At 65.5% G+C, this 18,330-nt stretch carries 14 protein-coding genes; 9 read left to right on the top strand and 5 right to left on the bottom strand.

Annotated elements, in window-relative coordinates; genetic code table 11:
• Window positions 1–36 precede the first annotated feature (36 nt).
• The 5 genes from rqcH to SG26_RS15920 all read left to right on the top strand — a co-directional run bounded on the left by rqcH (window position 37) and on the right by SG26_RS15920 (window position 6,536).
• Window positions 37–2,190, top strand: a complete 2,154-nt coding sequence (gene rqcH, locus SG26_RS15940) for a ribosome rescue protein RqcH (protein WP_014040424.1) — start codon at window positions 37–39, stop codon at window positions 2,188–2,190.
• A gap of 45 nt (window positions 2,191–2,235) precedes the next feature.
• Window positions 2,236–3,267, top strand: coding sequence for an AIR synthase family protein (locus SG26_RS15935; protein ID WP_050038103.1), 1,032 nt, complete (start codon window positions 2,236–2,238; stop codon window positions 3,265–3,267).
• Window positions 3,268–3,416: 149 nt separating this feature from the next.
• Complete coding sequence (locus SG26_RS15930; RefSeq protein ID WP_050038102.1) at window positions 3,417–4,115, top strand: DUF4013 domain-containing protein; 699 nt, start codon at window positions 3,417–3,419, stop codon at window positions 4,113–4,115.
• A 76-nt stretch (window positions 4,116–4,191) separates the two neighbouring features.
• Complete coding sequence (locus SG26_RS15925) at window positions 4,192–5,259, top strand: mRNA surveillance protein pelota (protein WP_050038101.1); 1,068 nt, start codon at window positions 4,192–4,194, stop codon at window positions 5,257–5,259.
• A 119-nt stretch (window positions 5,260–5,378) separates the two neighbouring features.
• The gene (locus SG26_RS15920; protein ID WP_050038298.1) at window positions 5,379–6,536 is read left to right on the top strand and encodes an ATP-binding protein; all 1,158 of its coding nucleotides are present in this window, start codon (window positions 5,379–5,381) and stop codon (window positions 6,534–6,536) included.
• Here SG26_RS15920 and SG26_RS15915 read toward each other — a convergent pair.
• The gene (locus SG26_RS15915; RefSeq protein WP_023843268.1) at window positions 6,533–7,291 is read right to left on the bottom strand and encodes an MBL fold metallo-hydrolase; all 759 of its coding nucleotides are present in this window, start codon (window positions 7,289–7,291) and stop codon (window positions 6,533–6,535) included. The two genes, SG26_RS15920 and SG26_RS15915, sit on opposite strands and share 4 nt — an antisense overlap.
• A 273-nt stretch (window positions 7,292–7,564) precedes the next feature.
• On the opposite strand from SG26_RS15915, the gene SG26_RS15910 reads away from it, so the two are divergent.
• The gene (locus SG26_RS15910; RefSeq protein WP_050038100.1) at window positions 7,565–8,179 is read left to right on the top strand and encodes a class I SAM-dependent methyltransferase; all 615 of its coding nucleotides are present in this window, start codon (window positions 7,565–7,567) and stop codon (window positions 8,177–8,179) included.
• A 23-nt stretch (window positions 8,180–8,202) separates the two neighbouring features.
• On the opposite strand, the gene SG26_RS15905 is transcribed toward SG26_RS15910, so the two are convergent.
• Both SG26_RS15905 and SG26_RS15900 read right to left on the bottom strand, forming a co-directional pair.
• Window positions 8,203–9,027: a winged helix-turn-helix domain-containing protein gene (locus SG26_RS15905; RefSeq protein WP_050038099.1), complete on the bottom strand. Its 825-nt coding sequence runs from the start codon at window positions 9,025–9,027 to the stop codon at window positions 8,203–8,205.
• A gap of 146 nt (window positions 9,028–9,173) precedes the next feature.
• Entirely contained in the window at window positions 9,174–10,046 is an 873-nt protein-coding gene (locus SG26_RS15900; protein ID WP_050038098.1) for a dihydrodipicolinate synthase family protein, read from the bottom strand.
• A 97-nt stretch (window positions 10,047–10,143) separates the two neighbouring features.
• On the opposite strand from SG26_RS15900, the gene SG26_RS15895 reads away from it, so the two are divergent.
• Window positions 10,144–12,894 carry an ATP-dependent helicase gene (locus SG26_RS15895; RefSeq protein WP_050038097.1) on the top strand — a complete coding sequence of 917 codons (2,751 nt, stop codon included), beginning with the start codon at window positions 10,144–10,146 and terminating at the stop codon, window positions 12,892–12,894.
• A gap of 63 nt (window positions 12,895–12,957) precedes the next feature.
• Here SG26_RS15895 and SG26_RS15890 read toward each other — a convergent pair whose 3' ends face one another.
• Window positions 12,958–13,284 (bottom strand): hypothetical protein, encoded by a 327-nt coding sequence (locus SG26_RS15890; protein ID WP_014040412.1) that lies wholly within the window; start codon window positions 13,282–13,284, stop codon window positions 12,958–12,960.
• A 149-nt stretch (window positions 13,285–13,433) separates the two neighbouring features.
• On the opposite strand from SG26_RS15890, the gene SG26_RS15885 reads away from it, so the two are divergent.
• Window positions 13,434–13,895 (top strand): PH domain-containing protein, encoded by a 462-nt coding sequence (locus SG26_RS15885; protein WP_004961231.1) that lies wholly within the window; start codon window positions 13,434–13,436, stop codon window positions 13,893–13,895.
• On the top strand, window positions 13,892–15,577 hold the full coding sequence (locus SG26_RS15880; protein ID WP_050038096.1) for a PH domain-containing protein: 1,686 nt from the start codon (window positions 13,892–13,894) through the stop codon (window positions 15,575–15,577). Before SG26_RS15885 ends, SG26_RS15880 begins: the two co-directional genes overlap by 4 nt.
• On the opposite strand, the gene SG26_RS15875 is transcribed toward SG26_RS15880, so the two are convergent.
• Complete coding sequence (locus tag SG26_RS15875; RefSeq protein ID WP_050038095.1) at window positions 15,578–18,265, bottom strand: AAA domain-containing protein; 2,688 nt, start codon at window positions 18,263–18,265, stop codon at window positions 15,578–15,580.
• Window positions 18,266–18,330 lie beyond the last annotated feature (65 nt).

Below are 18,330 nucleotides of genomic sequence, written 5' to 3'. Positions count from 1 at the left end.
CGGAACGCCTTTGGGTGCCCGCCGACAGCCACCGACATGGACCACAAGCGGGAACTGACGAGCGTCGACCTCGCCGCCCTGGAGGGCGAACTCGCCGGCTACGAGGGCGCGAAGCTCGACAAGGCGTACCTCTACCCCGAGGACGACCTCGTCAGACTGAAGCTCCGGGACTTCGACCGCGGGCGCGTCGAGTTCCTCATCGAAGTCGGCGACGTCAAGCGCGCCCACGCTGCCGACCAGAGTCACGTCCCCGACGCACCGGGCCGCCCGCCGGACTTCGCGATGATGCTCCGGAACCGGCTGTCGGGCGCTGACCTCGTCCGCGTCGAGCAGTTCGAGTTCGACCGCATCATCGAACTGGAGTTCGACCGCGAGGACGCGTCGACGACTATCGTCGCGGAGCTGTTCGGCGACGGGAACGTCGCCGTGCTGGACGAATACGGCGAGGTCATCGACTGTCTTGAAACGGTCAGGCTCAAATCCCGAACCGTCGCACCCGGGACGCCCTACGAATTCCCGTCGGCGCGGTTCAACCCGATGACTGTCGATTACGACGGGTTTGTCGCTCGCATCAAGGAATCCGACGCTGACCTCGTGCGGACGCTGGCGACGCAACTGAACTTCGGCGGCCTCTACGGCGAGGAACTGTGTACCCGCGCCGGCATCGACTACAACGTCGCCGTCGACGACCTCGATGAGTCCGATTTCGAGCGGCTGTACGAACTCATCGACGAGATGGGGACGCGCCTGCGTGAGGGAGATGTCGACCCGCGGGTGTACTACGAAACGCTCGACGACGGTGACGGTGCAGGCAACGGGGAATCCGGCGATGACCCGGACCGCCGGCGCATCGACGTGACGCCGATTCCGCTGGCGGAGTACGAAGAACTCTACAGCGAATCTTTCACGGAGTTCAACCCCGCGCTGGACGACTACTTCTTCAATTTCCAGCGGGAGGAGGAAGTCGAGGGCGGCGAGACACAGCGCCCGGACTTCGAGGCCGAGATAGAGAAACAGCAGCGCATCATCCAGCAACAGGAGCAGGCTATCGAGGACTTCGAAGCCGACGCCGAGGTCGAACGGGAGAAGGCCGAGCTGCTGTACGCCAACTACGACCTCGTCGACGACGTGCTCTCGACGGTGCAGGCCGCCCGCCAGGACGACGTGTCCTGGGACGACATCGAGGCGAAGTTTGACGAGGGGGCCGACCGCGGCATCGCGGCCGCCGAAGCAGTTGTCTCGCTTGACGGGAGCGAGGGGACGGTGACCCTCGACATCGACGGGACGCGGGTCACAGTGGACGCCTTCACCGGCGTCGAGAAGAACGCCGACGAACTGTACAAGGAGGCCAAACGCATCGAGGAGAAGAAGGAGGGCGCGCTCGCTGCCATCGAGAACACCCGCGAGGACCTCGAAGCGGTCAAAGAGCGGCGCGAGGAGTGGGAGGCCGACGACGGCGAGGACGAAGCCGATAACGACGAGGCCGAGGACGAACCGACGGACTGGCTCTCGATGCAGTCCATTCCGACCCGGTCGACCGAGCGCTGGTACGAGCAGTTCCGCTGGTTCCACACCTCGGACGGCTTCCTCGTCATCGGCGGCCGCGACGCCGACGACAACGAAGAACTCGTCCAGAAGTATCTGGAGGGCGGTGACAAGTTCTTCCACGCGCAGGCCCACGGCGGCCCGGTCACGGTGCTCAAGGCCACCGGTCCCAGTGAGCCGTCCAAGGAGGTTGAGTTCCCGCAGTCGTCACTGGACCAGGCCGCCCAGTTCGCGGTCTCGTACTCCTCGGTCTGGAAAGACGGGAAGTTCGCCGGCGACGTGTACATGGTCGACCCCGACCAGGTGTCGAAAACGCCGGAAAGCGGCGAGTATCTGGAGAAGGGCGGCTTCGCCGTCCGCGGCGACCGGACGTACTTCGAGGGCACGCCGGCCGGCGTCGCCGTCGGTATCACCTGCGACGACGAGACGCGGGTCATCGGTGGCCCGCCGGCGGCTATCGAGGGACAGGCCGCGACGAGCATCACCGTTGAACCGGGCCAGTACGCCCAGAACGATATCGCCAAGCGCCTCTACCGCGAGTTCAAGGAGCGGTTCGCCGACGAGACGTTCGTCCGCAAGGTCGCCAGCCCGGACCAGATACAGGAGTTCCTGCCGCCCGGCGGCAGTCGGATGACCGAGGAGTGACGATGCCGGGGCAGAGAGAACACCGCGCCGGAGGTAGCTGGCTGCATGAGTGATCTCGGAAAAATCGACCGCGAACTGTTCGATACCGTCATCTACCCGGAACTGGGCGCGGACCGAGAGGACGTGACGCTGGGGCCGACCCACGGTATCGATTTCGGCGTCATCGACGTCGGCGGCGACGCCCTCGTCACGGCCACCGACCCATTGTCGGTCCTCCCCGATTTGGGGTTCGAGCGGGCCGGTCGGTTCGCGCTTGACGTGGTCCTGGCCGACGTTGCCGTTTCCGGTATCGCGCCGTCGCATCTCTCCGTAACGTTCACCCTCCCACCGGCGATGAGCGACGACGAACTGGCGGCGATGTGGCACGGCTTTGCCGGGCGGGCCGAGGAAGTCGGCGTGAGCGTCGTCACCGGCCACACCGCCCGCTACGCCGGCGTCGACTACTCCTGGGTCGGTGGTGCGACGGTGCTCGGCGTCGGGTCCCACGACGACATCGTCCGGCCGGACGGCGCTCGGGCGGGCGACAAACTGGTCGTCGGCACCGGCCCCGGGGCCGAAGTCACTGGCCTGTTCGCCAATCTCTTTCCGGAACAGATCGGACTGTCGCCCGACCGAACCGCCATCGCACAGGAGCGACTGGCCGACACCGCGCTCGTCGAGGACGCGATGGCCGCGACAAACGCCGGCAACGTGACGGCGATGCACGACGCGACAGAGGGCGGTATCACCGGTGCGTTCATCGAAATGGCCGACGGTGCGTCGGAACGATTCGACGTGGATAGCGAGGCGATGCCGGTCGCCGAAGGCGTCGGCGCGCTCTGTGACGCGCTCGACATCGACCCCTGGCACGTCAGTAGTTGCGGGACGCTTCTGGCTGCCGTCAACCCTGCAGACGCTGATAGCGTCGTCGACGCGCTCAGGGACCGCGGGACGCCAGCCGCCGTCGTCGGCGAAGTGACCAACGGTTCAGGGCTCTACGTCGACGGCACCCGACAATCGCACCCCGGGGCGGACCCGTCGTGGGAGGCCTTTGGACGCCTGCAGGCGGCTGCCGAGGGCGACACAGACCAGCGGTGAGACACGGAGACTCTCCCGACGCGAACTGACAGCACGTAACACCTACTGCTATATGTACTTGTAAGACGTATTATAATTCAATGTGACACATCGTCGTGACTGACGTGGCAGCGGCCACGCCAGCCAGGCTACTGTCACGGAGCGTCATCATGTTCAAAGAAGCCATATCGTATCCGCGGGACGGCGACAGCGCAGTGAAAACCATCGCTATCGGGGGTGCGTTGCTGTTCCTGAGTTTCCTCGTCGTTCCGCTGTTCTTCGTGTTCGGGTACGTCGTCCGGTCACTCCGGGCCGTGATGAACGGGGAGACGACGCCGCCGGAGTTCGACGAATGGGGCGACCTGGGCATAGACGGGCTGAAGGCGTTCGCTATCGGATTCGTTTACTCGCTGGTCCCGACGGTGATCACAGGGACAGCACTGTTTCTCACTGTTGCCACCTTCGGACCCAGCGAGACCGTCTTCAGTGGCGTAATCACGGGATTGCTCCTCACAGTCGCCGCGCTCGGAATGCTCGCGATTTCCCTGGCCGCAGTGTACATTGTTCCGGCCGCCGTCGTCGCCTCCGTTCGGACCGACAGCGTCGCCGCGGCGTTCTCGCCGAGTGACCTCCGCCCGCTCCTGTTCAGCCGCACCTACGCTACTGGCTGGGTCGTCGCGTTCGGTATCAGCCTCCTCGCCGGCGTCGTCGTCAGCGTCCTGAGCGCCACCGTCGTGGGTTCCGTCCTGACACCCTTCGTAGTGTTCTACGCTTACGTGGCCGGGGCCTACGCTATCGGGACCGCTGTCAGGGAGATGCCGGAAATCGCCTCTGAACCCGCGACGCCCGCTGCAGGCTCGGTCGCCTGATTAGTTCGGTCACGGTTTTCCTGTCCCAGCGCGTCGAATGGCAGAACACTTGTGTCCCTGAAGCGGACGCTTCAGTATGCAAATACAGAGTCAGGAGACCACCGCCGAAGGGGCAGAGCGCATCGAGGTGGTCCCCGAGACGCTGGACGACCTCTGGCATCTCTCGTACGTCATCGAGCCGGGGGACCTCGTCTCCGGCGACACGACCCGTCGCATCCAGCGCAACGACGACAACCTCCGGGACAAAGGCGGCGAGCGAGAGCCGATGTGGATTCAGATCGAGGTCACCGACGTGGAGTTCGCGAAGTTCGCCAACCGCCTCCGGGTCGGCGGCGAAATCGTCGACTGCTCTCGGGAGGACCAACTGGGTTTTCACCACACGCTCAACGTCGAGGAACACACCGAACTCACCATCGAAAAGCATCTCAAACCGGACCAGGCCGACCGCCTGGAGGAGGCCGTCGAAGCCACGGAGAACCCCGATGTGGCGATCGCGACCGTCGAAGAGGGTGAGGCCCACGTCCACACCGTCGCCCAGTACGGCACAGAGGAGCGGGCGACCATCACCTCGACGACTGGCAAGGGCGAGTATGCCCGCCCGCGCAAGGAACTGTTCGACGAACTGGCGTCAGTCCTCAAACGCCAGGACGTGGACGCCTACATCCTCGCGGGTCCCGGCTTCACCAAACAGGACGCGCTAGACCACTTTCAGGACGAGATTCCCGATATCGCCGAGCAGATTACCGTCGTAGACACGTCTGCTGTCAGCGACCGAGGCGTCCACGAAGTACTCAAACGCGGCGCTGTCGAGGACGTGCAACAGCAGACCCGCATCGCCGAGGAGGCGGATTACATCGACGAACTGATGGAGCGCATCGGGTCGGGTTCGGAGGTGGCCTACGGCCCGGAGGAAGTCGCCAAGGCGGCCGACTACGGCGCTATCGAGACGCTGCTCGTGCTCGACGAGCGGCTCCGACTGGAGCGGGCCGGCGAGGGCGACTGGGACATCGACGTCGACCAGATCATCGAGACGACAGAGCAGAAAGGCGGCGACGTGACCGTCTTCTCCGCGGAGTTCGCGCCCGGCCAGCAGCTCTCGAACCTCGGTGGCATCGCCGCGCTACTTCGGTACCGACTCGATTGAGACCGCGTACCCACGATACGTGTCTGCCGTCTTTCATTCCGCCGGTGAGTCTCCCGAAACCGTTTTTTGCCCCGCTCACTATTGCTACGTAGTTCCAATGTCTGCGAGGAGTGGGTGATATGTCGTTCGAAGAACAACAGGACTTTGCCAGACAGGTCGCCGACCTGAACAAGTACGGGCAGGCGCTCAATCGGTGTGAATCCGTCGACGAGGTCGTTTCCCTCACGCTCGAAGCGATGTCGCTGCTGTTCGAGTTCTCCTACTCTACGTTCGTCGAAGTTCGTGACGACGACCTCCGGGTCGTCCACAGCACGAACCCGAATCTCGTTCAGGGTGAGCCACCCAGTGACCTGGCTCGACGGGCGCAGGAGGCCGGCGAGACGCTCGTCGAACAGGGCGCTGACGCCGCTGTCACGGCCGACTCGGACGTGACGGGTGCGCTGGCTGTCCCGGCCCGGATGGGTGACGAGGTGACAGCGGTGTTGGTCACACGGTCACAAACCGTCGAGGAGTTCGGGGACGAGTACGTCAGACCGATGGAGATTCTCGCGACCCACGCCGCGACGGCCATCTCCAACATCCGTTCCCGTGAACGGCTAGAACGGGCACACCGGGACCTGGAACGGCGAAAGGAGATGATCGAGATGTACGACCGGCTTCTCCGCCACGACCTGGGTAACGACCTTCAGGTCATCGCTGGGTTCGCCGATGTCGTCGCGGGACAGGTCGACGGCCAGACCGAGGAGTACGCCGGCAAGATACAGCGCGCGGCCGAGAGCGCCGCCGACCTCATCCAGCGCGTCGGCGACCTCGTCTCGACGCTAGAATCGCAGGACAACCCGGAGCCACAGGACCTCGCGACGGTTCTCGGGGACACAGTCCGGGATGTCAGAGCCAACTACGGGTCACTGACTGTCGATTTCGAGCCGTCAGCGTTCGAGTATCAGGTGTACGGCGGCGACCTGCTCGACTCGGTGTTCACGAACATCATGTCCAACGCGGCGGTCCACAACGAGGGCGAGGTACACATGCGAGTGGCTCCGGCGGAAGCCACCCCTGACGAGGTCACTGTCTGTTTCGCCGACGATGGGGCGGGTGTCTCGCCAAACCTGCGCGAGAATATTTTCGAAATGGGTGTGAAGGGGCAGAAGAGTTCGGGGACCGGCTTCGGCCTCGGGTTCGTTCGGGCGCTGACCGAGTCCTACGGCGGCAGGGTCAGCGTGGCAGAAAGCGACGCCGGTGGAGCCGAGTTCCGCGTCACGCTCGAACGCGTTTAGGTCCTGTCGACGGTTATCGTCAGGCCGTCTTCGGCGAACTGCACGTCGCCGTCGTAGCTGTCCGCTATCGACTCCAGCATCTCCTCGTGTCGTCCCTCCGTGTGTGGATACAAGTGGGTGAGATACACACGCCCGACCTCGGCGTCGGCATCGCGGAGCGTCGCTCCGAGCGTCGTCGGCGTCGGGTGGTTCGACACGTCCACGTCATCCGGGAACGAGCAGTCGTGGACGAGCACTGCCGACCCTTCGGCGAACTCGACGAGGTCCGTGAACGCCTCTGAGTCTGCGCCAAGCGTTATCGCCGGTCCGTCATCGACTGAGAGTCGGTAGGCGAAACACTGCATCGAGTGGCGCGTCTCGCAGGTGTCGCCGCTGAACCCAGCCAGTTCGAACGGTCCGCCATCGAGGTCCCTGAGCGTCAGGTCCAGTCGGTCCTGCATGTAGTCGTGTGTTTCGAGGAGGTCCCGAACCAGGTCGGACGTGCCCGGCGGACCCGCTATCGTGAGCTCTGTTTCGCCGGCCAGCCAGCGGGCCTTCATCAGCACGTCGAGGTCGGAAACGTGGTCTAGATGGTGGTGGGTCAGTAACACGGTGTCGACGCCTTCGTAGCCCGCGTCTGTTCGGGCCAGCGAGTGCAACACGCCGCTGCCACAGTCGACGAGCAGCCGTTTTCCGTCGCGTTCCAGCAGATAGCCGGACTGCATTCGAGAGCCGGTGGGCATGGCGCTTCCGGTGCCGAGAAACGTGAGACGCATACCGGACGACAGCGAGCGAACGGACAAAGGCGTTGGCGTGTGGGGGCGGGGAGACTACCAGGGAGCGTCAGCGGAGTGAGGGCGGTGGCCGTCGGCGGGGACGGGGTCAGGGCGGCTCGGGGGCAGGTCACCCGTCGACGGCGCAGTTCATGCTTTGGACGGGGATAGCAAAAGCCCACCTGTGGCTCAAAACGCGTTTTAAGTGAACCCGAGCCGCGACAAAACCGCGAAACGGAGCGGGAGACACTTGTGCGAGCACGACGAGAAGCGAGTATGAAGAAATCACTCGACGAACACGCCGAGCGCTTCTCCGAACACGCCGACGCGTACGACGAGGACCAGGATTCGGCGGCGTATCGCGCCTGTGTCGACTTCGCTGTCGAGCACGCGGCCCCCGAAAGCGACGACGTAGTCCTCGACCTCGGCACGGGGACCGGAGCGATTGCGTTCGCACTCGCGCCCGACGCGGGCGAGGTTATCGGCCGCGACATCAGCGACGGGATGCTGGAGAAAGCACGGGAGAAAGCCGACGAGCGAGGCGTCGAGAACGTGAGCTTCGGCGATGGCCGTTTCCGCGCTCCGAACGTCGACGGCCCGGTGGACATCGTCACGTCGAACTTCGCGATGCATCACCTCGGCGATGACGAGAAGCGCGACGCCATCGACACCATCGCCGATCTGGGGCCGCGACGAATCGTCCTCGGAGACGTGATGCTGTTCGGCGACGACGACCCCGATGCGCCGTTTTACAGCCCCGAAGTCGACGACCCGGCGACGGTCGGTGTCCTGGCTGACGCCTTCACCGACGCCGGCTACGCGCTGACGGCCGTCGAGATGGTCACCGAGCAGGCTGGCGTGCTGGTCGCCGAACGGATCGATTCGGACTGAATCTACTGGACCGCTAAGCCGGCTCAGCGGTAGTTCTTGTACGCCCAGAACGAGACGTACAGCGTCAGGACCAGCAGCCCACCGAGGAAGAAGGCCACGCCGGGTTCGAGGTCGATGCCACCACTGGCCGCGGCGTCGGTCGTCAGTTTACGCGCTTCCTCGGTCATCGCTTCGACCGGGGTGTCGGCTTCTGGCACCGGAGTGCTTTCCGGGGCCGGCGTGGCTTCCGGCGTCTCCGTCGCCTCGGCTATCTGGAACCCGCTGTCGTCTGTCTCCGTCGGGGCTGACGTGGGTTCGGCCGTCGCGGCCGTTTCGTTCGCCGCCTCGAGACTCTCGGCGTCCCCGCCCTGGGCACCGTCACCGGTGGTTCCCGCGTCGCCGCCGGCCCCGGAACTCCCGAGCTGGATCGGGAACTGCCCGAGCAGGAGTTGCAGCATGACGCTAGCCGCGGTGAGAACCCCGATGACAGGCAGGACCCGGCGAACGAGCGACCGGAGCGACTGCTTGCGCTCCTGCGTCCCGACGAACAACACCAGCGGGTCCTCCGGGGGCTCGTACACCTTCATCTCTTGGCCTTTTTCCGAGTACTGGACCCCTGCGACGGTGATCAGCTCTTCGTCTTCCAGCTTTTCCAGGTGATAGGAGACCTTCTGTATCGACATATCGAGCCGGTCGGCCAGTTCAGAGGGTGTTCCCGGCTCGTCGTAGACGGTGTTGAGGATCTCTCTGGCCGTTTCCGAGGAGAGGGCATCGAGGACATCTGAGACGTCTTCGTCGACCCCGACGACCTGTAGCTCCCCGTCCTGTGAGGTGCTCGTGTCGGGACCGCGGGAGGGCAGCAACGACATATATTCCGTTCACTGCCGCCCAGCGTAATGAATCTCGTGGAACCTCACAGGGCCATTTGAGTCTCAGAGCTCGCTATCGATGGACAACGACACACCCGTCCGCGACAGCGGGACTCGATATACAGGACAGCGCGTTCTGATTGCCACTACAACAGCCCGGTCACGGACGCTACTGCGTCCGGCGAGAGTGAATCCCGGGGCGGCCGCACCGTCGCGTGGTCGATGATGCCGCGGTCGGCAAGCAACGCCTTCACGGTGGGCGCGAAACCGAACTCGGCACACGCTTCTGAGAGTGGTGAGAGGATCTTCCGCTGGACCGTTCTGGCTTCCGCCACGTCGCCGTTGGCGACGGCGGTTCCCGATCGTTCTAGCTCGCTGTGCAGCAGATGGGAGAGCGCGCTGACGCCGCCGTCGCCGCCCAGCACGAGCGACGGGACGAACAGGCCGTCGTGGCCCTGATAGACGGTGAACGCCTCCGGCGTCCGGTTGAGGACTGCGGTGACGTACGGGAGGTCGCCAGAGGAGTCCTTCAGTCCCGCCACGGCGTCTGACTGGGCGAGCGCGGCGACCGTCTCGACGGATAGCTCCTGTCCGACGGCCCCGGGGATGTTGTAGAGGTAGACCGGTAGCGGCGCGTCGGCCAGAACCGCGTCGAAGAACGCCTCGTTGCCCGCCCCGCTGGCCTGGCCGCCGTAGTACGACGGCACGACCAGTGTGCTGTCCGCGCCCTGCTCGGCGGCGAACGCCATCCGCTCGTGGACGGTCGCAACGTCGGTGGCGGCTGTCCCGACGATGACGCGGCAGTCCTCGGGCACTGTCTCTGTCGTGGTTCGGACGACGGTCCGGTACTCCCCGGGTGAGAGCGTCTCGAACTCGCCGGTCGTCCCGCAGGGGACGATGCCGTCGACGCCGGTCGTGGCGACGTGCCGGACCAGTGATTTCAGGCCATCCACATCGAGGTCGCCGTCGGCGTCGAACGGCGTCACCAGCGGCGTCAGTACGTCGAAGGATTCGGCCATGCCCCAGGCCAGACACGGTGGTCGCTTAGGCGTTTTCCCCGTCGATAGGGCGGAACCCACTTGCCGCGGCGGTCCTACTGGTCGGTAAGAGCCGACAATGGGAGGACGCGAGCGTCTCGCAGCGACGGACCCGACTTTCGACCCGGAGGCGGTCGACATCGACGACGCCGAGGTGCTTTCCCGCCTCGCGCCCGTCGTTCAGGAGTGGTGGGTCGAACAGTTCGGCGAGTTCGTCCCCGGCAACGGCGGCTTCTTCACCCCGCCACAGAAAGAGGCCATCCCACTCATCCACGAGCGCGAGAATGCACTGATCTGCGCGCCCACGGGGAGCGGCAAGACCCTCGCATCCTTTACCGGTATCATCAACGAACTGTTCGGGAAGGCCCGCGAAGACGAGCTTGAGAACTCCGTCTACTGCCTCTATGTCTCGCCGCTGAAGTCGCTGGCCAACGACATCCACCGCAACCTCGGACAGCCCCTCAACGGCATCACGGCCAAGCTTGAGGAGCGCGGCGAAGACGTGGAAATCCGACACGCCATCCGTCACGGCGACACCAGCGACAGCGAGCGCCAGGCGATGCTCGAAACGACGCCGCATATCCTCAATACGACGCCGGAGACGCTGGCCATCCTGCTGAACTCGCCGAAGTTCAAGAAGAAGCTCGAAACCATCGAGTACGTCATCGTCGACGAGATCCACAGCCTCGCCGAGAACAAGCGCGGGACCCACCTCTCCGTGTCGCTGGAGCGGCTAGAGGAGATGGTCGAGGAATCGCCCACGCGAATCGGCTGTTCGGCCACCGTCGAGCCGCTGGACACCGTCGCGGAGTTTCTGGTCGGCCGCGCAGAACCCGGCGGCGACCCTCGGGACTACGAGATTGTGGACACGCGCTTCGCCCGCGATTTCGACATGGAGCTGTCCTGTCCGGCCGACGACCTCATCAACACGCCGCGGGACATCGTCACCGAGCGGTTCTACACCCAGCTCCACGACCACGTCCAGTCCCACACCAACACGCTCGTGTTTACGAACACGCGCTCGGGGGCCGAACGGGTCCTGCACAACCTCCGCGAGAAGTTCGACGACTACGATGAGTCCAACTCCGGCTGCCACCACGGCTCGCTCTCGAAGGAGAAGCGCCGGGACATCGAGGAATCGCTGAAAGCCGGGACGCTGGACGTGGTGACGACCTCGACGAGCCTGGAACTGGGCATCGACATGCCTCATATCGACCTCGTCGTGCAGGTCGGCTCGCCAAAATCCGTGGCCGCGTTGCTCCAGCGTATCGGCCGCGCGGGCCACCAGTTGGGCGAAACAGTGGAGGGCCGCGTCATCGCGCTGGACCGCGACGAACTCGTGGAGTGTGCGGTGATGCTCGAAAAGGCCGAGCGGGGCTTCGTCGACCGCGTGTTCATCCCTGAGAACGCACAGGACGTGGCCACGCAGCACGTCTACGGCATGGCTATCAACGACGTCCGTCCCGAGGCGACGTTTAAGAACGTCCTCCGTCGGGCCTACCCGTACCGGGACTACGACGACGAGAACTGGGAGCAGCTGATGCGGTACATGACCGCCGACTACCCGGGGATGGAAGACAAGAACGTCTACGCCAAGATCTGGCGGGACACGAACGACGCGCCCGACGGGGAGCACCACTACGAGGAGTACGACGTGGGTGAGCACCTCATCGGCAAACGGGGTCGGCTCGCGCGGGTCATCTACATGACCAACATCGGGACGATTCCGGACTCCTTTACGTGTGACGTGCTCACCCGGAGCGACGACAGCTGGGTCGGCCAACTGGACGAGTCGTATCTGGACACGCTGGAGAAAGGCGACGTGTTCGTGCTGGGCGGTGACAACTTCGAGTACCGCTACCGCCGCGGGTCGAAGGTGTACGTCGACCGGACCGCCGCCCGCCCGACGGTCCCGTCGTGGTTCTCCGAGCGGCTCCCCCTCTCCTACGACCTCGGCCGCGAGATACTCGATTTCCAGGGCCAACTACTGGACCGGCTGGCCGATGGCGGGATGTCGGAGGTCCGCAACTGGCTCCGGGGGTTCCCCATCGACGAGAACAGCGTGCGGGCCATCGCGAGGATGTTCCGCGAGCAGGTAGCCTATGCCGGCTCGGACAGTGTGTCTACGACCGACCGGCTCGTCATCGAGGAGACACTGGACCACGACGAGTACGAGCGTCACTACCACGTCCACTCGAACTACGGCCGACGGTTCAACGACGGCTTCTCGCGGCTGCTGGCCTACCACATCGCCCAGGCGGCCAGCGCGAACGTGCAGGTCGCCGTCGCCGACAACGGCTTTACCCTCTCGATGCCGCTGAACCGCAAAGTCGATATCGCCCGAATCGTGGGCGACCTAGACCCGGACACGGCCCGCGAGGACCTTCGGGCTAGCCTCGACGGGACAGACCTGCTCCAGCGGTACTTCCGTATCAACGCCACACGGTCGCTGATGATACTCAAACGCTACAAGGGCTACGAGAAGTCCGCGAGCGAACAGCAGGTCTCCTCGGAGATGCTGCTCGGGTTCGCCGAGGACCTCGGGGACTTCGCCGTCGTCGAGGAGACCTACCGCGAGATTCTGGAGGACAAGCTCAACGTCGACGGTATCGAAACCGTCCTGCGTGCGATGCAGGACGGCGACGTGGGCGTGGTCCGGACTCGCGTTGACTCGCCGTCACCGCGCGCCTTCGGCCTCGCGACGCTGATGGCCAGCGACGTGGTCCTCGCCGAGGACGAGTCCGCCGTCTTACAGGAGTTCCACCAGCGGGTGCTGAGCGAGATTGAAGATGGAGACGCCGAAGACAGCGCCGTTGCGACCGACGACTGAGGCCGACCAGGTCAACGAGCGCGTGTAGGCCGGCGGAGTCTGTTGCGGTCGTCACCGCGCGACTCACGACGCCGTCTCGTTTTCGGCCATGGTGTCGTTCGTCACGTCGTCACCCATCGACTCGCCAGCCGTGGACTCCGTCATCGACTCGGTCATTGCGCCGGGTCCCATCGACTCCGTTTCGTTCACCTGCTCCATCGAGCCGCTCGCTTCGCCGCCCGTCATGGAGTCAGTCATCCCTTCATCCTCCATCGAACCAGTCGCCCCGTCGTTCATTGTATCCGTCCCCTCGTCTCCGGATCGCTCGTCGCCGCCGGCACAGCCAGCGAGCGGGAGCGTGACACTTGCAGCGGCGAGCGTCGTCAGAAACGTCCGTCGGCTTCGTGACATACGCTTTGTCCGGCGTCGGGGCTATACAAGGAGATTTTTCGAAGTCTCGGACGATTCCGCCCATAGTTTGGTCCGTGTGTGGACCGGAACTCTTCCAATTTCGCCCCTGAGCCAAACCGTTAATCCGCGGCCGGCCCCTCGATTCGGACATGGAGTCGCTTCACCCGCGAGTGAGACTGCTGTGGGTTCTGTCGACAGTTATCCAGGCGTCGGTGCTCGGCGTCATCGCGTATCTTGTCGACCGGTTCGCGGTTTCACTGCCACAGACGGTGGTCGTCGGCGGCTGGGTTGTGCTGGTGCTTCTGGGTGTTGCCCATGCCATCGCTGCCCACCGGATTTGGCGTTTTGACCTACAGGACGATGCGCTCTTTCTCCTTCGCGGTGTCGTCACCCGGACCGACACGTCGGTCCCGTACGTTCGTGTACAGCACGTCGACACCACGCGCGGCCCAGTAGAGCGAGCTATCGGGCTGGCGAGTGTCGTCGTCTACACTGCCGGGACCCGCGGCGCGGACATCACGATTCCAGGCCTGCGGCCCGAACGAGCCACTGAACTGCGCGAGCAGCTCCGTGACCTCGCAAACGAGAGCGAGGCCACGGACGCGGTATGAACCGGCTCCACCCGCGAAGTGCGGTCCTGCGAGTCACCCGAGCAGCGCTGCAAGGCGGCTTCTTCGGCTTTTTTGGCGGGTCACTGGGAACCGGAATGCTCGGACTGCCAGCGTTTGCGGTTCCGTTACTCGGCCTGCTCGGCGCGCTGACGTTTAGCGGCTACGCGCTGGCGCGCTATTTCCGTTTTCAGTACGAACTCGACGGCGACACGCTTACTGTCGAATCCGGCGTCTTCGCCAGGCAGTCCCGCCAGATTCCGCTGGGCCGCGTCCAGAACTTAGACGTCGAGCAGAACATCCTTAACCGCCTGCTCGGACTCGCAATCGTCCGCTTCGAGACGGCCGGTGGCAGCGCGACGGAGGCCACGCTGGACGCAGTCGACGAGGCCGAGGTCAAACGCCTGCGGAACTACGTGCGGACCCACGACCGGGACCAGGCCGCCGCGGCAGAGACAGCCACCGCCGACGCGGTGTCCGAAGCTGCGACACCTGGCCGGTCGGCCCACGCCGATCTGCCCGGCGTGACCGGCCCCAAACCGACACACGCTGGCGACACTCAGGCGAGGAATGACCTCGGGGAACCGGTTTCCGAATCGGACACGGCGGAACGCGACGAGCCGGACGGGTCGCTGCTGTTCGCGTTCGACCAGCGCGAACTCCTGACGTACGCGCTCGTCTCCGTTCGGCCGGCCGCGCCGGTCCTGACGCTGGCGTCACTCCCGCTTGGGATGGACGTCGTCTGGGCGGTTCTGCGGTTCAATGCGACCCTTGCTGGCGCATCGCTGAGCGGGCCGGTAGTTCGCTGGCTGACCGGCTCACCGGAAACCACGCGGCTCGCCGTCTTTGCCGTACTCTCCGTCGTCCAGTTCCTCCTACTCGCACTGGTCGTCAGCGTGGCGCTGACCGTCATCGAGTACTACGGCTTCCAGCTCACGCAGGCTGACGGCGACCTCCGGTACGAGCGGGGGCTGTTGCGCCGCTACAGCGGCAACATCCCGCTGGAGAAGGTCCAGACGGTCACCATCCGCGAGAACGTCCTGATGCGGCGGTTCGGCTACGCGACGCTGGCCGTCGAGACGGCCGGCTACAGCGGTGGCAACCAGCAGTCCAGTCAGGGCGTCGCCGTTCCACTCGCACCTCGCGAGGAGGTGTACGAACTGGCCCGTGACATAGAGCCGTTCGGTGACCTCGACTTCGACCGGTCGCCGAAGCGCGCCCGCAGACGGTATCTCGCGCGCTTTTCACTGGCCGCGGCCGGGCTCACTGCAGTCGCCTACGCCGTGGACTCGCTGGTGCTGGAGACGGGCTACTGGTGGGTCGCCGCCCTCCTCTTCCTCACAGTTGTGCCGGCAGCCCACCTTCGCTGGCGACACCGTGGGTACGACCTGGACGAGTCCGTGCTGGCGACCCGGAGCGGGTTCTGGCGGCGGACGACGCGAATCGTCCCGTACTACCGGCTTCAGACGGTGTTCGTCACGCGGTCCCCGTTCCAGCGCCGTCGCGACCTGGCGACTGTGGGGGCCGACACGGCGAGTTCGTCGAGCCTGCTCGGTGGTATCGCCCGGGTGTACGACATCGACGAGGACATCGCAAAAGAACTCAGAGACACGCTTCGGGAGCGCCTCACCGCACACGTCGCAGGGCTGCGGACGGGCGACAGGGCCAGCGACGCGGACACGTAGTCAGCCCCGCGCCCACTCGACCATTCGGCCGTACACCTCGTCGGTCGCCAGTGCGTCGCCGTCGCCGACGAGGACGAGCGCCTTCTTCGCTCGCGTGAGCGCGACGTTGATGCGCCGGTAATCCTCGAAGATGGGGCTGTCGAGCGTGCCCGTGGCGACGAAGGAGATGACGATAACCTCCTTGCTCGACCCCTGGAACCGGTCGACCGTGTCGACGGTCACGTCCGGCAGGCGCTTGGAAATCTCCGCGACCTGGGCGCGGTACGGCGCGATGACACCGATATCGTTGGCCGGAACTCCTGCGGATCGGTACGACGCGACGATTTCGGCGATGCGGTCGGCCTCAGCCGGGTTGGTGTTGCCGACCTGGCTTCCGTCGGGGGCGACGAACGCCACGCGGTCCTGAAGTATCTCTGGCAAGTCAGCCATTGAGACGCCGCCGAGGTCGTCGAGCCGCTGGGCGGCCACCTCGCCTGTCGCGGGCCGCAACTGCCCGTCGTAGAACTCCCGCGAAGCGAAGGCCTGAATGTGCTGGGCCATCCGGTACTGCCGGTCCAACATTACGCCGGCTTCCGGGTGGGCGTCGATGAGCCGCTCGAACAGCGAGGTCGACAGCGTCTCGTCCTCGGACTGGACCACTGGCGGGAGCTGCTGGTGGTCGCCGACGAGCACGAATCGGTCGGCGAGCGTCGTCGCCGCGAGCGTCCCCGGTTCGGTCAGCTGGCCGGCCTCGTCGACGACCGCGACGTCGAACTCCTGGGTCTGGAGCGTGCTCCCGCCGCAGGTGGCCGTCGTCGCCGCGACGACCTGCGCACTCTGGAGCCGACTCGCACACTCGCCGGGGTCGCCGCTGGTCTCCAGGCGGTACTTCTGCATGTCATCGCGGACGCCGCTCTCCGTGCCGACGCGGACGATGTCGGTGTAGCCCTGGTCCTCCAGTGCTTCCAGCAGATTGTCGACGGCGCGGTTGGTGAACGCCGAGAGCAGCACTCGGTCACCGCGAGCAACGAGGGCCCGCACCATCCGCGCCAGCGTGTATGTCTTGCCCGTCCCCGGCGGGCCGTGGACGAGCGCGAAGTCCTCGGCACCGACCGCTAGCTGGACGGCCTCGTTCTGGGCGTCGTTGTTGTCGATGAACGTCTCCGTGACCGGATTGAACTCCGGCTCGCGCCGCCCGAACAGCACGTCCTTCTGCTCGGGCGACTGGAGGAGCACGGCGTCGTGGAGCGCGTTCTGGAGTCGGTCGGTCGTCAGTTCGGAAGGGTATACGTCGAGTCGGCGGAGGTCAAGCGGCTCGTCGGCCGTGACGACGATTTCTTCGCCGAGACGTTCCACGCGGGCCAGTTCGGCGTTGCCGGTCACCGGGTCGCCGTCGCTGGCGAGCACGAGATTACCTTCGCGGATCTTCGAGACGGCCCCCGTCCCGGTTGCCCGGAGTTCCCAGCGGCCGCCGTCGAGTTCCCGGCGACCGGTCGGTTCCAGGCCGATGAGCGCCCGGTCGTTGTCGGCCCGCTCTTCGGGCGTCTGCTCCCAGAGCTTCGCGTACTCCCGGTGGACAGCACGGCGCTCGGCCTCGACTGCCGTGTAGAACTCCTCGAAGTACTCCAGTTCCTCCTCCGGGACCGCTCGGCCGACCGTGCCGGCCTTGGATTCCTGATCGAGACGGCCGGAGACGGCCATGCAGGTGTCCTGCTCGAAGCAGTACTCGCACTTCGCGTTTGCCTCGTAGCCCGTCGGCACGCCCGAGTCGTACTCCATCGCCGCAATCGCGTTGCGGGTCCGGACGACGTAGTTCAGCAGGCCGCTCCCGATGGAGAACTCCTTGGCCGGCGAGAGGTCGCCGCTCTCCTCGTTGCGGTCGACGGCGGCGTTTTTCGTGTAGAGAAGCGTGCCTGTGTCCGGCGCGGCGTCGACGGCGCTGCCCGCGCCGGCAGCGCGTTCGCCCAGCATCAGCGCGTACGCTGTCGCCTGAATCTTGTCCTGGAAGCGGGGCTCCCGCTTGGTGTTCTTGCCGGTCTTGAGTTCGACGGGCATCCCCCGCCGGACGGCGTCGGCCCGCCCTTTCATCCCGAACCGCTCGGAGATGAGCGTCATCTCGGAGCGCCACTCATCAGTTTCAGTAAGCGTCCCCTGCTGGAGCCACCCCTGGATGGCCGACGCGTGGTCGCGCACGTCCCCGGCCACCTCGTCGGCCTCCCGGCCGAGCAGTCCGATGTCGAGGCCGGCGGCGTCGACCTGTTCCTCGATAGCGGTATCGAGGTCCCGGCCCCGAAGTAAGTCGCCAAAGACCTCGTGGACGACGGTCCCTTTCACCAGCGGGTAGGCGTGCTCTGCGCCGTCGAGTTTCCGGAGGTAGTACATCCGCGGGCACTGCACCCACGCCCGGATGTCGGTCACGTCGACGAGGAAATCCGGCTGGACGACGAGGGTGGCGTCGCCGCCGACGGAGTACTGCTGCTCGCCCCGGTACTCCCGCTCGTCGGGGTTGTAGACGGCGATCTCCATCCCCGTCTCGATGACCGCGGCGTTCTCGGTCCACTTCCCCCAGAGCGTCACCGTCGTCGGCTCGCCGGCCCCGCGGTCCGGCCGGATAGTCACCTCACAGAGGTCGCTCTCGCCGTACTGGGTGTTCACCGTCTTCGGCTCCTCGATGTCGACGACGACGCCACGAACGCGGTCGACGCTCATCGTTTGGCCCTCCCCTGTTGCACGACCCAAGCGACGGGACGCCCCCTCAAAAGTCGTTCGCGCCG

This window comes from Haloarcula sp. CBA1115, from assembly GCF_000827835.1.
Classification (GTDB): domain Archaea; phylum Halobacteriota; class Halobacteria; order Halobacteriales; family Haloarculaceae; genus Haloarcula; species Haloarcula hispanica.
The sequence above is the reverse complement of the archived record's forward strand: the minus strand, read 5'-3'. Positions and strand labels throughout refer to the sequence as shown.

Excerpts from the sequence above, each read along its gene's own strand:
- rqcH (WP_014040424.1), top strand. The coding sequence starts at position 37 with ATGGACCACAAGCGGGAACTGACGAGCGTCGACCTCGCCGCCCTGGAG.
- SG26_RS15935 (WP_050038103.1), top strand. The coding sequence starts at position 2,236 with ATGAGTGATCTCGGAAAAATCGACCGCGAACTGTTCGATACCGTCATC.
- SG26_RS15930 (WP_050038102.1), top strand. The coding sequence starts at position 3,417 with ATGTTCAAAGAAGCCATATCGTATCCGCGGGACGGCGACAGCGCAGTG.
- SG26_RS15925 (WP_050038101.1), top strand. The coding sequence starts at position 4,192 with ATGCAAATACAGAGTCAGGAGACCACCGCCGAAGGGGCAGAGCGCATC.
- SG26_RS15920 (WP_050038298.1), top strand. The coding sequence starts at position 5,379 with ATGTCGTTCGAAGAACAACAGGACTTTGCCAGACAGGTCGCCGACCTG.
- SG26_RS15915 (WP_023843268.1), bottom strand. The coding sequence starts at position 7,291 with ATGCGTCTCACGTTTCTCGGCACCGGAAGCGCCATGCCCACCGGCTCT.
- SG26_RS15910 (WP_050038100.1), top strand. The coding sequence starts at position 7,565 with ATGAAGAAATCACTCGACGAACACGCCGAGCGCTTCTCCGAACACGCC.
- SG26_RS15905 (WP_050038099.1), bottom strand. The coding sequence starts at position 9,027 with ATGTCGTTGCTGCCCTCCCGCGGTCCCGACACGAGCACCTCACAGGAC.
- SG26_RS15900 (WP_050038098.1), bottom strand. The coding sequence starts at position 10,046 with ATGGCCGAATCCTTCGACGTACTGACGCCGCTGGTGACGCCGTTCGAC.
- SG26_RS15895 (WP_050038097.1), top strand. The coding sequence starts at position 10,144 with ATGGGAGGACGCGAGCGTCTCGCAGCGACGGACCCGACTTTCGACCCG.
- SG26_RS15890 (WP_014040412.1), bottom strand. The coding sequence starts at position 13,284 with ATGTCACGAAGCCGACGGACGTTTCTGACGACGCTCGCCGCTGCAAGT.
- SG26_RS15885 (WP_004961231.1), top strand. The coding sequence starts at position 13,434 with ATGGAGTCGCTTCACCCGCGAGTGAGACTGCTGTGGGTTCTGTCGACA.
- SG26_RS15880 (WP_050038096.1), top strand. The coding sequence starts at position 13,892 with ATGAACCGGCTCCACCCGCGAAGTGCGGTCCTGCGAGTCACCCGAGCA.
- SG26_RS15875 (WP_050038095.1), bottom strand. The coding sequence starts at position 18,265 with ATGAGCGTCGACCGCGTTCGTGGCGTCGTCGTCGACATCGAGGAGCCG.